The 13,103-nt window shown below is 56.9% G+C and carries 13 protein-coding genes; 4 read left to right on the top strand and 9 right to left on the bottom strand.

Features of this window, described 5'->3' with window-relative positions; all coding sequences use genetic code 11:
- Nucleotides 1-18: 18 nt before the first annotated feature.
- The gene (locus N1030_RS10015) at nt 19-288 is read right to left on the bottom strand and encodes a phage regulatory CII family protein (RefSeq protein ID WP_265825341.1); all 270 of its coding nucleotides are present in this window, start codon (nt 286-288) and stop codon (nt 19-21) included.
- A 239-nt stretch (nt 289-527) separates the two neighbouring features.
- Here N1030_RS10015 and N1030_RS10010 point away from each other — a divergent pair, with 239 nt between their 5' ends.
- The gene (locus N1030_RS10010; protein ID WP_265825340.1) at nt 528-1,196 is read left to right on the top strand and encodes a response regulator; all 669 of its coding nucleotides are present in this window, start codon (nt 528-530) and stop codon (nt 1,194-1,196) included.
- 76 nt (nt 1,197-1,272) lie between these two features.
- Here N1030_RS10010 and N1030_RS10005 read toward each other — a convergent pair whose 3' ends face one another.
- The 4 genes from N1030_RS10005 to N1030_RS09990 form a co-directional block, all read right to left on the bottom strand.
- Nucleotides 1,273-2,310 carry a GGDEF domain-containing protein gene (locus tag N1030_RS10005; RefSeq protein ID WP_265825339.1) on the bottom strand — a complete coding sequence of 346 codons (1,038 nt, stop codon included), beginning with the start codon at nt 2,308-2,310 and terminating at the stop codon, nt 1,273-1,275.
- Nucleotides 2,311-2,468: 158 nt separating this feature from the next.
- Nucleotides 2,469-3,473 carry a Tim44 domain-containing protein gene (locus N1030_RS10000; protein ID WP_265825338.1) on the bottom strand — a complete coding sequence of 335 codons (1,005 nt, stop codon included), beginning with the start codon at nt 3,471-3,473 and terminating at the stop codon, nt 2,469-2,471.
- Nucleotides 3,474-3,634: 161 nt separating this feature from the next.
- A complete protein-coding gene (locus N1030_RS09995) occupies nt 3,635-4,030 on the bottom strand; it encodes a response regulator (protein ID WP_265825337.1) in 396 nt (131 codons plus the stop codon).
- A 199-nt stretch (nt 4,031-4,229) separates the two neighbouring features.
- A complete protein-coding gene (locus tag N1030_RS09990) occupies nt 4,230-5,015 on the bottom strand; it encodes a DUF4198 domain-containing protein (protein WP_265825336.1) in 786 nt (261 codons plus the stop codon).
- Nucleotides 5,016-5,291: 276 nt separating this feature from the next.
- Here N1030_RS09990 and N1030_RS09985 point away from each other — a divergent pair, with 276 nt between their 5' ends.
- From N1030_RS09985 to N1030_RS09975, 3 genes are read left to right on the top strand one after another with little or no spacing between them, the layout of a single operon-like run.
- Nucleotides 5,292-6,506, top strand: coding sequence for a cyclic nucleotide-binding domain-containing protein (locus N1030_RS09985; protein ID WP_265825335.1), 1,215 nt, complete (start codon nt 5,292-5,294; stop codon nt 6,504-6,506).
- A complete protein-coding gene (locus tag N1030_RS09980; RefSeq protein WP_265825334.1) occupies nt 6,503-7,282 on the top strand; it encodes a motility protein A in 780 nt (259 codons plus the stop codon). The genes N1030_RS09985 and N1030_RS09980 overlap by 4 nt, the downstream gene beginning before the upstream one ends.
- Nucleotides 7,283-7,292: 10 nt before the next feature.
- Nucleotides 7,293-8,225, top strand: coding sequence for a flagellar motor protein MotB (locus N1030_RS09975; protein WP_265825333.1), 933 nt, complete (start codon nt 7,293-7,295; stop codon nt 8,223-8,225).
- On the opposite strand, the gene N1030_RS09970 is transcribed toward N1030_RS09975, so the two are convergent.
- The 4 genes from N1030_RS09970 to N1030_RS09955 form a co-directional block, all read right to left on the bottom strand.
- Entirely contained in the window at nt 8,201-9,127 is a 927-nt protein-coding gene (locus tag N1030_RS09970; RefSeq protein WP_265825332.1) for a GGDEF domain-containing protein, read from the bottom strand. The genes N1030_RS09975 and N1030_RS09970 overlap by 25 nt on opposite strands.
- Before the next feature lie 190 nt (nt 9,128-9,317).
- Nucleotides 9,318-9,860 carry a bacterioferritin gene (locus N1030_RS09965; protein WP_265825331.1) on the bottom strand — a complete coding sequence of 181 codons (543 nt, stop codon included), beginning with the start codon at nt 9,858-9,860 and terminating at the stop codon, nt 9,318-9,320.
- A gap of 243 nt (nt 9,861-10,103) precedes the next feature.
- The gene (locus N1030_RS09960; protein WP_265825330.1) at nt 10,104-11,420 is read right to left on the bottom strand and encodes a tetratricopeptide repeat protein; all 1,317 of its coding nucleotides are present in this window, start codon (nt 11,418-11,420) and stop codon (nt 10,104-10,106) included.
- A gap of 101 nt (nt 11,421-11,521) precedes the next feature.
- Nucleotides 11,522-12,952 (bottom strand): aminopeptidase P family protein, encoded by a 1,431-nt coding sequence (locus tag N1030_RS09955; RefSeq protein WP_265825329.1) that lies wholly within the window; start codon nt 12,950-12,952, stop codon nt 11,522-11,524.
- Nucleotides 12,953-13,103 lie beyond the last annotated feature (151 nt).

Raw genomic sequence — 13,103 nt, 5'->3', positions numbered from 1 at the left:
AAGAGCGGGGAAGAAGGACTACTCTTCACCTAGCCCCGAAGCTTTGCGGCTTTCCACGGGGGCGAGTTGATAGCCGAGTTCTTTGGCCATGAATTCGAGAGCGCTGATGTCCCTGGTTACGCGCATGATTTCCAGAAGAGTATCAGCGCCCAGTTTTGCCGACTGATCGTAAGGATTCAGTTCGCGCATCATGGTCGGATAGGGTTTGCCGATTTGCTCTGCAACCCACTTGGATTGACGGGCACCGAGAACCATGTTTTGCGTGATACGTGTTACGGTTTCTCTCATGTTGTTTCCCTCCTCCATATGTTTCTAGTTGCACCCTGACCAGCGGGGGAGGCTCCCCAGCTTAGATGAGAATAAAACATAATGTGCTTACAATCGTAAATTGGGTGAAGACTGTATTTTTGGATTGAGACTCGCTGTATTTTTATGGTAGGGTTTGTGCCTGTACCCTATTCTCCGGAGGCGGGATTGTTGGGGGGGTGAGATATTGATGGGGTGAACCATTGGAGTGATGGCTACTTATGAGTAAACAATATTCAATAGTTATCGCTGAAGACCATGCGCTGCTCCGGGAGGGGCTTAAATCTTTGCTGCACTCGCTGCCTAATGTGGCTGTAGTGGGCGAAGCCAGCGATGGTCAGGTCGCTGTGGAGATGTGTGACCGGTATCGCCCGGATATGGTTTTGATGGACCTGTCCATGCCCAGACTGGATGGGCTGAAGGCGACCAAGCTGATCAAGAAGCACCATCCTGAAGTAAAGGTGCTTGTGCTGACAGTGCATGGGGCGAACGAATACGTGTATTCGGCGCTGGCGGCCGGAGCTGACGGCTATATGCTCAAGGACGCTTCGAACGAGGAATTTTCGCTGGCCATACACAGCGTGCTGGAAGGCAAATCCTATCTTTCTCCCGGAATCGCCGGAGATGTCGTCAGGGGCTATCTCAGCGGTGGCGGGGCGCAGGGGAATTCTGACTGGATGCAGCTGACATCGCGCGAACAGGAAATCTTCCAGTTGATATCAGAGGGCTACAAGAACAGGGAGATTGCTGAAATGCTTGTGGTGAGCGTGAAAACGGTGGAAAAGCATCGCTCAAATCTCATGCAGAAACTTGACCTGCACTCCGCCGCAGAGTTGCGGGCTCTTGCCCTGGAGCGCGGCATAGTGCTGCGCCGCAAGGAAGTAGGATAGTCTTTGCAGAGGTGTTCCGAGGTATAGCAATTGACAAGGCCGCCCATGGGCGGCCTTGTTGTTTGGCAAAAATGATTCAGGAAACGGAGCAGACCTTGTTGCGGCCTGACTGCTTGGCTTCATAGAGGCCGTCGTCGGCCCGTTTGATCAGGCGGGATATGCTGTCTCCGTCGCCCGTGTAGGTGGCAACCCCGATGCTGACGGTAATGCTCAGGTTTTCCGTACCGGTGCTGATCTGATTGTCCGCTATTCTCTCGCGCAGTCTTTCGGCCATTTCCATGGCCTTGTCATGCGGGGTTTCGGGCAGGAGCAAGGCAAATTCCTCGCCCCCGAGTCTGGCAACGATATCCTGCCTGCGGGCACTCTGGCGCAGGTCTCTTGCCAGTGCCGTAAGGACAATGTCCCCCACGTCGTGTCCGTAGGTGTCATTCACCTTTTTGAAATGGTCCGCATCTACCATCAGCATGCTTATGGGGCGATGGTAACGGTTGGCCCTGTGCAGTTCGTGTTCTGCCGACTGCATGAAATGACGCCGGTTGGCCAGCCCGGTAAGGCTGTCGGTTGTTGCCATTTCACGCAACTGGTCTTCCACCTGCTTGTGCAGGGTGACGTCAAAGAGAATGCCGTCAAGGCATCTGTTGCCGGCTGTGTCATGCCCGGGTTGGGCGCGGAACTGTACCCAGCGCAGGCCGCTGACAAGGGACTGCATACGCACCTCTGAAGCAAGAGGCTCATCATGTTCCACGCTTTGCAGCTCGCGCCACATATGTCCTGCCACGTCTTCAGGATGAAAAAGGCGATAAGCGGCGCTGGGATCGGCAAGAACCGAAGCGGCAGGAACCCCGAACAGGGATTCGAAGCCGTCAGTGAGGAAGGTGAAGGTTCTTTCGCCCTTTTCCGAGATCACCAGGCGGAACAGTGCACCGGTTTTGAACGTGCTGCCTATGCGTTCCAGAAAGTCGGCACTTTCAGCGGTAAGTGCAGGCAGGCATTCATCCGTGGCTGCGGTGGGCTGCTGTGTTGCGCGTGGCGCATTGTCAGCTCCGGCCGTCTGGGGCGGCGTTCCGGAAGTGGGGCGGGAGTGGGAGAGACTGGTCGCCTTGGGGGCGGACATGGATACCTCCGTCTGTCTTCGGCCTGTCTGTCGCAGGCTTACCGGTAAGCGCCATGACGTTGCCGGCCGTGTCGCCGGATGCGTCCTTCTTCCATCACCCTATAGTAATGACTGTTTTTGAAATGCAAAGCCCAAAGTGGAAAAAAGAGGGCGACAGGTTATGCAGATACCTGTTCAATGCCGTCCAGACGCCACATGCCCCCGTACTCGGCGCTCTTGAGGAAATGCCAGATTTCGCGCACCTGCTCGGTCTGAGCGCCATCCTTGTCCTCTCGCATGAGCACGTCGAAGAAGACGGTGGCAAGCAGGCCGTGCTCGTCTTCCTTTACTTCAAGAATGCGGGCATTCACGAGCAGGAGTTCCGAGCGGGAAGGTTCGGGGCTCTGGGCCGCCTGCCGCTTGATCTCGTCGTGTACCTCCGGCGTCGTGAACTGGGCTATGTCGTTCATGTCTCGCGCATCCCAGCTGTGCTGCAGGCGTGCAAAGACCATTTTAGCGCCCTTAAGAAAATCTTCCTTGTCAAAGGAGGCCGGAATATCAGGCTGATCCCCGGTTTGATATGCGTCTCGGGCGGTCAGCAGGTCGTCTCCGCGTTTCGCGGGCTGGTTGTCGGTGAAGCCTTCTGAACGCTTGCGCTGGGGCTTCTGAGATTCTTCTCCCTGCAGGTGTCCCCACATTTGCGCAGCCCGGTCATAGAGATGCGGGTTGGGTTCATCATCAGGGATATCTACGGGAGGGGCTTTGCGGCGGGGGGGAGAGTCTTCCTCGTCCTGCTGCGCAAAGGTATTGTCGGCATTGCGTTGCCGCCGGAAGGCATCAAGGTCTGCGGGGGCGCGCGTGTCCCCCTGATTCGGCGGCTGCAGGGTGATCCTGTTTCTGGCGAAACGAAGAATGGCCAGCACCACCACCATGAGGACCAGCATGTCTGCCACACCGACACCTGAGAACGGTTCGTCGTACAGCAGGGAGCCTATAAGCGAACCTGACAGCAGGCCGTAGAATAATCCCCGTTCAGCCGGAGGCAGATCGAGTCTGGCAAACGACTCGGCATGCGTTACCTGGTCCCCCGCGTACTGCTCGGATGCAGGAATCTGGGCGCATGCCAAGGTGGTGGCAAGAATGAGCAGAAGAGCAGCCTGCAGGAGAATTCGCAGAAGCTGCATGCCCGGGACGCGACGGGATTCTAGTGTAGTGTGATGCTGCATGAGAAAACTGTGTACGCATATTGCCCGGCGAGTCAAGCTTGCCGGAGTGTTCCGGGCATCAGACACCGGCGGGCGGATCTGGCTGAGTCAGTAGCAGCCTCCGTGGATTGTCTGGCTCCTCAGGAAAGGATGCCAAGGTTCTTCAGGAGTTGGATGAACAGATGCCTGTCTATGGGTTTGGGCACGTATGAGGTTGCTCCTCCCTTGTAGTAGGCTTCCACGACATTCTTGGGGTCATCAAGCGCCGTGGTCATGACCACCTTCACTTCGTCCGCGGAGCGGATGCCCTTGCTCTTTTCGATTTCCCGTATGTGGCGCAAAGCCTCTTGTCCGTCCATTTCGGGCATCATGATGTCCAGACAGATAAGATCGTATTCCGGCCCTTCCAGAGAGGCCATGAAAGCTTCGACAGCTTCCCTGCCGTTAACGGCTATGTCGCATTCCCCGTATGGGGAAAGGATGGACTGCATGAACTTGCGGCTGGTGAAATCATCTTCGACTATGAGAAAGCGCATGGCAGGCTCCCGGTTAGAGTTCTGATGCTGAAGTCTAGCATAAGGGCAATCCATTTCAAGAGGATTTCAGGGATTAGTCAAAGTATAATGAATGCATATTTGAGAGGCTGAGGATTTTGTAAGTGTTTTGCTGCGGGGCGACAAAAAAGTCCCCCGCTTTGGGCGGGGGACTTGCAGGGGCGGGCAGGGGTGAGTTCGGTTACTTCTTGGTCCAGCCGTCCAGCTTGATCCAGAGAACTGCGCCGATTTCCACATCCTTCATGGCTCCGTCGGGTGCCTTGATCTGGAAGTCTGCGGTGCTGAGAGCGGCAAATCCCCACCAGCCGGCGAGCGGGCAGGCAAAGGTGAACACGCCGTTGGCGTCGGCCTTGACGACCTGCGTTACGTGATACTCGCTGGGGGCCGCAAATTTCTTGTCCTTGTTGTAGTATTCCACTTCCACGTCGGCAAAGGGCAGGGGCTTGCCGTCTCTGAGCACCTGGCCGGTGAAGCTGTTGCCCGCGTAGTTGCCGAAGGGGCGGGTAAAGGGCACGATTTCCGTCTTCAGACCCAGCGGTTCGTCCCAGCCGGTTTCATCGCCGAAGGCGGCTATGATGGTCTTGGTGTAATGGATGATGAAGCAATCTTCTTCCGGTTCCCAGTAGGGTGCCGGCTCAAGCCCGAAGAGATATACGCCGGGGCGGGCAAAGGAGTATGAGGTCTTCCATGCTTTGTGGTCCATGACCTTGTTTTCGGTCAGCGTGGGCAGCAGGTCGGTTTTCTTGCCGGCGGCGGAGACAAAGAATGCCTTGGGCTTTTCCATGTCCATGCCGATGATTTCAAAGGGATGCGAGAAGGAAACCTGCAGTTCGGTGGATTTGGCCTCGGGAGTGATGGCGTTGTTGCCGGGAATGATCATGCCGAAATGAGCGTTGGCGGCAGTCGCCCACAGCATGACGACAGCGGCAAGACAGGACAGGACGGAACGCGGGAAGACTCGTTTCATGGTAACTCCTTTAAAAATAATCAGCTAAAAACAGATACGAATTAATAAAATGTAGCACTCAGTTACACGAAAGATAAATGTGTGTCACGAAGAAAGTATGTTTTCCAGCAACTACATGTCTTTGCGGCGTTGCGCGGGGTATTGATTTGCTGTAGTCTCAAGCGTGATGCTCGCTGTAGTGCGCGAGGCGTATAGTACGCCCGAATCCGCCGTAACCCAGCAGCCGAACCGCTCGTTTTTGTCTGTTACATGCTACACCAACGTCAGGGAGACCCTATGGGGGATAGTACGCAAGAGAAGACCAAGTCTTTCAACAAGGGCCAGATGATATTCCGGGAGGGCCAGCTCAATCCCGTGGCATATATGGTCAAGAAGGGAACGGTCACCATCTACCGCGTCGTGAACAACCGCAAGGTTGTCGTGGGAAAGATGCTGCCGGGGCAGATTTTCGGTGAATCTGCCGTCATTACCGGTGAGCCATTTCATGCCAACGCCGTGGCAGATGACTTTGTGGAACTGCTGATCATAGACCAGACCACGCTCAAAACGCTGCTTCTCAAATGTCCTGGTCCCATGCAGCGCATCGTACGCTACCTCATGGACCGTATTTCCGTTCTGGAAAAAGCTGTTCATGAGCAGCCCGCGCCCAATACCTTTCTTTCCATCTGCCAGATTCTGGAACTGACCCATAAGGCCTCGCGTCCGGTTTCGGCTCCGGCCAAGGGGGCGGAATCCTCCAACGCGCCGGTGCCTTTCAGTTATGTGGACTTCTGCCGCAACGTACGCAACGTGCTGCTGGTGACACAGCTGGAGATTGACGAGGTGCTGGAGCGGTTGCAGCGCCTGGGCGTGATTGTCATTTCCGAAATCAAGGGCGCGACATACCGCAAGGACCTGCTCGGTAACATGAATGTCTCTTCCGAATATGTGCAGGACAAGCAGCTCAGCCTGAAGGATCCCGGCGCTTTCATGACCGTGGCCCGCAACCTGAGTCAGGAACTGCCTGAAAAGTTTCCTCCGTACACCCGTGAACTGGAATTTGTGGACATGCAGGGCTTCGCCGAGATGGTGAAGAGCACCCCCGAGCTGTTGTACAAGAAGCTGGCCCAGCACGAGATTCCTGAGAACATGTTCTTCTTCCCCAAGGATGCCATGCGTGAATGGGCGCAGGTGAAAGGGGAAGACTTCTTCCAGCGCGTCAAGCGCAAGCGGCTGAACATTGACGAGCTTGAGAGCGTGGATGATCTGGTGTTCGTGGACAACAACACCCTGCGTGACGTGTTCCAGAAGATAGGCTTCCACAAGGTGCTTATCCTGTATGCCGGAGCACAGGAAGAGACCCGCACCAAGTTGCTGGGCGGCATGTCAGGAAAGATCGCCGCCATGGTCAAGGAAGAGTCTGCCGACCGCGTGGTGGACGATATGGAACTGGCAGACGTGGAGGCCGAGGCTATTACGCTTATCCGTGAGATAAAGGGAGCCGCCAAATGAACATAGCCACCGTGCTCGGTTTTGTGGTCGGTTTGATCATTCTTGCCGTGGCAACCTTCTTTTCCACTTCCAATGTATGGGTGTTCCTCAACCCTGCGGGCCTTGCCATCGTTTTCGGTGGGACTGCGGCAGCGACCTTCATCTGCTATCCCGTCAAGGAAGTGGGGCGCACCTTCAGTGCCTTTCTGCTCGCGCTCAGCCGCGAGGAACTGCCCATCGGCATGTACATCGACGAGCTGGTGCGCCTTGCCAAGCAGGCTTCGGCCCGTGGTGCCGTGTCGCTGGAAGCCTCGCTTCCGGGCATGGATAATTTTTTTCTGAAACATGCGGTGCAGATGCTGGTGGACGGTTACAGCCGTGAAGAGATCAACCAGATTCTGGATACCCGGATTGAGCAGCATTACGAGCAGGAGATGTCTTCTGCGGGCATATTTCGTACCATGGCCCGGCTGGCTCCTGCCTTCGGCATCATCGGCACGCTCATCGGCCTTATCGGCATGATGCAGTCCATGGGGGGCGATATCCGGGAACTCGGGCCCGCCATGGCCACCGCCCTGACCACGACGCTCTATGGCGTGCTCTTTGCCAACATGCTGTTCCTGCCTATCGCCATCAAGGTCGAAAAGCGTATTGAGGAGCGCATTCTGCTTATGACCGTCATCCGCGACGGCATCCTCTACATCAACGACCGTGCACCGGCCGGCATCGTGCTGGACAAGCTGCGCGCCTACCTGCCGCCGCGTCGCTGGGCTTCCATCAAGGCGCGGGCCAATTAGCGGAGGGCGTATGGCAAGTCATCTGAAACGGCTGCGCAAGCGCCATGAGGAAGGGGAAGAATGGGCCGTGTCCTTTGCGGACATGATGACCCTGCTTATGTGCTTCTTCATTCTCATGGTGTCCATTTCCGCCGTGGATATCGACCGCTATGAGCAGGTTGCGGAATCGCTTGGCCTTGCCATGAAGAAAACCCCGCTGGACAGGACGCGGCCGGAAAAGGCGGCCCTGACAGAGCGGCGTGTTGAACCGGAAACGCTGGATAAGCCTGAAATGCAGCAGGAAATGCGGCAGGCCGTGCCCCGACCGCCGGAGACGCCTGTCGTGGTTGAGCAACCTCAAACCGCTCCGGAAGGTGTTCCGGCGGCGGACGTTGCATCCAAGGTGCAGGATGATGTGGCGCCAAATGCAACGGAATCATCCGCTGCCAAGGCCGGAGGCGCGGTGCAGGATGCTTCTTCGGGCGGGCCCTCGCTTGATATGCTCATGGGGGGACTGGAGGAACGGCTGCGTGATGCCGGTTCGGCCGTGCAGGTGGAGCGCAGGGCAGACTCTGTGGCCGTGCGGCTGCATGGCCCTGTTTTCTTTGCCCTTGCCAGTGCGGACCTGACCGAGGCTTCATTTCCGTTCCTGACGCGGGTGGCAGAAGAAGTGAGCCAGACGCGTTTTCGCGTAACCGTGGAGGGGCATACCGACGATCTGCCCATTCTTTCCGAGCGGTTTCCTTCCAACTGGGAGCTTTCCGCAGGACGTGCGGCTTCAGTGGCGCGGTATCTCATTGAGGGCGGCGTGGACGCTTCCCGCGTGGAAGTGCGGGGCTATGCCCATGTTCGACCGCTCGTGCCCAATCTGGACGCACACGGCGCCCCCATTCCCGGGAACAGGGAGCTCAACCGAAGGGTGGTTATCGTGATTGCGGCTCAGTCCTCTGCCGAGTCGCCGTAGTCCTCAGTTTCGATGTGCACACAGTTTCTGCCAGACTGCTTGCTGCGGTACAGTAGGCAGTCCGCTCTGGCGACAACGGATTCGGCCGGCTCGTCCTCTTTTGCCATGGCTCCGCCAAAAGACGCGGTAACCCGAAGATGACTTCCTTCGTGATCCAGCCAGCTTGTTTCAATGAGTTTTCTGAGCCGTTCGGCTACGCTGAACAAGGTTGCGTTCGTCTCGTTCGGCAGTAAGACAATGAACTCTTCACCGCCCCAGCGGCAGGCTACGTCAAATATTCGTAATCCCCCCGCCAGCGATTGAGCCACCATCTTCAGAATTTCATCCCCGATATGATGGCCCCAGGTGTCATTCACCTCTTTGAAGTGATCAATGTCCACCATGAGTACGCAATAGCGCACCTTGTCGGCTCGTTGAATGGCCTCAAAGGTTTTGAGCGTGATGTCTGCATAGCGGCGGTTGCCTATGCCGGTAAGGGGGTCTCTCAGAACTTCCTTGCGCAGTTCTTCCAGTTCCTTGAGCACGTCATCGCCTCTGGTTTGCGGCGAGAATACCTCTACCGCGCCGATGATGGAACCGTTCCTGTCGCACATGGGATAGGCACGGACGGAAACGAGGATCCGGTGCCCGTGTTTATGATGCATGTATACAGACATCTCACAGCTCTGTCCTCTTCTGGTGGCCCCGTTCAAGGGGCAGCCCGTGCGGCAAAGCTGGATTCCCATGTCATCAATGTGCAGCAGCAGGTTTTCGGCACAGCTTTTTCCGACCACCTCATCCGATCTGTAACCGCTTATGCGTTCGGCTCCCTTGTTCCAATAGGTGATACGGCGGTCCTTATCTACGAAGTAGACACCGTCAGCCATTGAATCGAGAACCTCTTTATAGAAGTTTTCCTGCATGGAACGCTTCCCCTTCCTTTCATAAACGATTGCCAGTTCGGCTTAATGGTACCATGTTCAGCGGGGGGTGTACATGTCCTGTTGATTTTGGATGAGTCCTTTGCTGCTTTTCAGCACTGTACGTGACGTGACGGATAAAGGCTGCCCCTTATGCAGGAGCAGCCTTTTGCAATAGGGCAGGAAGTGGAGATCAGGCTCCGGCACCGCCTTTTCCGGTGATGACAAACCCCTGCGGTTGCAGGCCGGTAGCGGATGAGGTGCCCGCAATGCGTGCAAGGAATGTGTCGCCAAGGTCGTTAATGTGGTTGGCAACGGCATCAAAATAGTTGAAGTGCGCCTGTTCGTCTTCGATGATCTGTTCGAAAATCTTCATGCTCACGCTGTCGCCGTTATCGCGGCATACCAGCAGGAACTGGTTGTACTGGTCTATGGTGTCGTCCTCAAGCTCGGCGTCAAAGGGGAACATCGTCTCCACTTTCTGGCCCTTTTCGGGGCGTGCCGCGCCTTCGGTCGTGGGTTCTCCGCCCAGTTCCTTGATGCGCTCCGCAAAGGCTTCGGCGTGCCGCATTTCGTCAATGGCCACCAGCTTCATCTTTGCGGCCAGTTCGCCGTAGTCCTTGTCGTCCAGGTTGTAGTGCTGGTTCATGTACTGAGAAATGGCCTGCAGTTCCATGCTGCGGGCCTTGTTCAGCACTTCGATGACATTCTTCCTGCGTTGTTCCCGGTCTGCCATGGGAGAGCTCCTTTCATTTTGTCGCTGTGCGTTTAAGAAAGCAGGCATACGCCGTACTCCGGAGTGCACGGTTTGGATTCGTTACGCCATAGCACAAAAGAAGGAAGAAAGCATCGGGCTAGCAGGAAAGTGCAGCAAGGAAATCATTACCCGTTTCGACGGGGCGTGGGAGGTGGGAGTTTGCCGTGGCGTCGGGCAGGCGGTGCGAGATTGGCGCGCAAGCGGGGGAGAGACGTTTGGACTCTACTTGGGGCCTTGTATTCTCTGAATATCCAGTTCGTGAGATAATGCCGTGTATTCCTTGGCCTTGTCTTTGTCGCCCGCCAGTTGGAATATGCGCCCGATTCTTGCGGCTACGGCGGCATCCTGTTTGCCGAATGCGGGATTGATACGGATAGCATTCACCAGCGAGTCTGCGGCTGCGATATACTGTTGACCGTCGGCTTCCGCCAGTGCCTTGTTGAAATGCAAGTTTTCGTCGTTGGGTACGCGTTGGATGGCCTTGCCGTATTCGGCAACGGCGTCTGCCCATCTTCCCTGTCTGCGCAGGGAAATGCCCAGCCTGTTCCATATGTCGGCAATGGCCGCCACAGGGGCGTTTCCGCCCATATCCACGATTGTGCGCAGGTGGCGTTCGCAAGCTTCGGGGTACTGCTCCATGCAGGCGCGGGCCAGTTTGGAGGCTGCGTCAGACAGCAGGCGGGAGTCGCCTTGTCCGGCAATACGTACGGCGTCGTCCAGATACTTGTGCGCAGAATCCTGTAGTCCCATGACAAGGCTTGCCTTGCCGAGGTCGATCTTGCGTTCGTAATTCAGGGGGCTGAGGGCATCGAGTTTTTGCAGGTAGTGCAATTCCCTCTTGGTGTCACCGAGCGTGGCGTAATGTTCGGCAAGCCTTTGCACGGGAGCCACGAACAGTTGGGCTGTATCCATGGCCTGCTGATATTGCAGGATCGCTTCATTGTGCTGACCAAGATCTCGCAGGGCATCGCCACGCAGCATGAGGCCCGTGGCGCTGTCGGGCTTGATGGCAAGAATGCTGTCCGTCACACTGAGCGCGGCGTGCGCATTGCCGTCTGTCAACAGTTGTCGGGCCTGATCCATGAGCTTGCCCAGTCTGGCGGGCGGCTCAATGGCGTTGGCGATTTTTTCAACCAGCGTGTTTATGGACAGAGGTTTGACAATGGTATTGTCGGCCCCCAGTTCATAGAGCAGTGCCAGACTGTCCCGGGTGATCTCGTTGGCCAGAACGATGATCTTGCAGTTCGGGGCCTGCTCCTTGATTTTTTTGACGTACTGGTCGTGCCGCCTGCCGTGCAGGATCTGCTCAATGATAACGAACGGCGTAGCTCCTTTTACATCGCAGATGGGGAGTTGCCCCATTAGGGCCTCGATGCCCTTGACGAAGTTGACGTGGAACTGGGGAATGGCCAGCTGTTTTATCAGGGCGGACTGCAGCATTTTTACGAAGATGGTGTCCTCGGACAGGACAACAAAGGTGCCGCCCTTGGTAAGGGCGAAATCCCGTATGATACCGCGAAGGCGTGCTGTGTAATCCACTGAGCCTCCCCATGGGGCGAGTGTGTTCCGGTACGCTGCTGTAGAGAAGGCGGCGCAAGGAAACTTCCCTGCGCCGCTTGTTATTGTCGTGTGCGTTTGAATCAGCTGCGGGCGTGCATGCGCGCTTCGATTCCTTCCGGGGTTTTGGGGATGGGGCGACCCAGAATGCGGCAGCCGTTGTCCGTGATGAGAATATCGTCCTCAATGCGGATGCCCCCGAAGTCACGGTAGTGCACCAGTGCATCGTGGTTGATGAAGTCTTTGCAGATCCCCTCTGCCTTCCATTTGTCCATGAGTGCGGGGATGAAGTAGCAGCCCGGTTCCACGGTGATGGTGAACCCTGTCTTCAGCTCACGGGCAAAACGCAGGGAACGCAGTCCGAACTGGGATGAACGGGTGTGGTTTTCGTCGTACCCCACGTGGTTCTCACCAAGGTGTTCCATGTCGTGCACGTCCAGTCCGATCATGTGGCCGAGACCGTGCGGCATGAACAAGGCATGCGCGCCTTCACGGACAATGTCGTCCACGTTGCCGCGCAACAGGCCCATATCCTTGAGGCCGGAGGCGATGCAGGTCACGGCCGCAAGGTGGCAGTCGCGGTAGGCCACGCCGGGAGCCGCCATGTCGATGGCTGTCTGCTGGGCCTTGAGCACCAGTGCATACACATCTTTCTGACGGCTGGAGAACAGCCCGCCCACAGGCAGGGTGCGGGTGATGTCCGAGGCATAGTGCAGGTCGGATTCCGCACCGGAGTCGATGAGCAGCAGGTCGCCCTGATGCATGATGTTGCTGTAGTCGTGGTTGTGCAGCACCTCGCCGCGTATGGTGCAGATGGTAGTGAAGCTGTTGCGCGATCCGCCAAGGGCAACCGTGGAGTCGATGGCTGCGGCGATGCAGCGTTCGCCCAGCCCCGCGCGGGCGATTTCCATGGCCTTGGAGTACATGGCGTATGAGATGCCCAGCGCCTTTTCCATCTCGGTCACTTCATCAATGGTCTTTACGGAACGCTGCGCTACCACGGCCCGGGTAAGCGGCAGGGATGCCGCCTGCTTTAAGGCGCTGATGTCCGTGCCGGATTTGGTGCTGAGCTGTTCGTCAATGCAGTAGGCCAGCCAGTGGGCGCTGTCCATGCGATAGGGAGGCAGAAAGTGGATGGTTCTGCCACTTTTCTTGGCCGCGTGAAGCATGGAGACGAGGGCGTTGTTGCTGCCACCTGCGGAACAGGCGCAACGTTCGGCCCGTTCGGCGATGTCCGGCTTGGGGCCGGACCAGATGATGTCGTCCATGGAAAGATCGTCGCCCCACAGGGCCATAGTGCCGGAATCAATATCGATGGTGCCGTTCAGTCCGGAATGGTCATGGCCGAAATAGTAGAGAAAGGTGGAGTCCTGACGGAAATGATAGGTGTTGTCCTCGTAGTTGAGCGGGACTTCCACGTTTCCGGGAAGAAAGGCGATGCCGGTGGCTCCGCTTTCCTTGAGACGGGCAAGCAGGGTGGTTCGACGTTCGGCATAGGTTGCGGCGGAAAACATGCTTTCTCTCCTTGGCGATGGGTAGCCTGTCCCCCGGGCGGCGGGAACGGCAAGGTATCGGAGCTTCTTTGTTGTGTTGCAGACGGTGGTACCTGTGCGGAACTCATGGACTGCAATGCCCTACAGTATCGCACGAACAGACGTTCGTTGC

It is taken from the genome of Desulfovibrio mangrovi (genome assembly GCF_026230175.1).
Classification (GTDB): Bacteria; Desulfobacterota; Desulfovibrionia; order Desulfovibrionales; family Desulfovibrionaceae; genus Halodesulfovibrio; species Halodesulfovibrio mangrovi.
Note: the sequence above shows the minus strand (reverse complement) of the source record. Positions and strands in the feature narration are given on the sequence as shown.

What these genes read in the sequence shown, in the direction of transcription:
- N1030_RS10015 (WP_265825341.1), bottom strand. Translation starts at nt 288, where the DNA reads ATGAGAGAAACCGTAACACGTATCACGCAAAACATGGTTCTCGGTGCC.
- N1030_RS10010 (WP_265825340.1), top strand. Translation starts at nt 528, where the DNA reads ATGAGTAAACAATATTCAATAGTTATCGCTGAAGACCATGCGCTGCTC.
- N1030_RS10005 (WP_265825339.1), bottom strand. Translation starts at nt 2,310, where the DNA reads ATGTCCGCCCCCAAGGCGACCAGTCTCTCCCACTCCCGCCCCACTTCC.
- N1030_RS10000 (WP_265825338.1), bottom strand. Translation starts at nt 3,473, where the DNA reads ATGCAGCTTCTGCGAATTCTCCTGCAGGCTGCTCTTCTGCTCATTCTT.
- N1030_RS09995 (WP_265825337.1), bottom strand. Translation starts at nt 4,030, where the DNA reads ATGCGCTTTCTCATAGTCGAAGATGATTTCACCAGCCGCAAGTTCATG.
- N1030_RS09990 (WP_265825336.1), bottom strand. Translation starts at nt 5,015, where the DNA reads ATGAAACGAGTCTTCCCGCGTTCCGTCCTGTCCTGTCTTGCCGCTGTC.
- N1030_RS09985 (WP_265825335.1), top strand. Translation starts at nt 5,292, where the DNA reads ATGGGGGATAGTACGCAAGAGAAGACCAAGTCTTTCAACAAGGGCCAG.
- N1030_RS09980 (WP_265825334.1), top strand. Translation starts at nt 6,503, where the DNA reads ATGAACATAGCCACCGTGCTCGGTTTTGTGGTCGGTTTGATCATTCTT.
- N1030_RS09975 (WP_265825333.1), top strand. Translation starts at nt 7,293, where the DNA reads ATGGCAAGTCATCTGAAACGGCTGCGCAAGCGCCATGAGGAAGGGGAA.
- N1030_RS09970 (WP_265825332.1), bottom strand. Translation starts at nt 9,127, where the DNA reads ATGCAGGAAAACTTCTATAAAGAGGTTCTCGATTCAATGGCTGACGGT.
- N1030_RS09965 (WP_265825331.1), bottom strand. Translation starts at nt 9,860, where the DNA reads ATGGCAGACCGGGAACAACGCAGGAAGAATGTCATCGAAGTGCTGAAC.
- N1030_RS09955 (WP_265825329.1), bottom strand. Translation starts at nt 12,952, where the DNA reads ATGTTTTCCGCCGCAACCTATGCCGAACGTCGAACCACCCTGCTTGCC.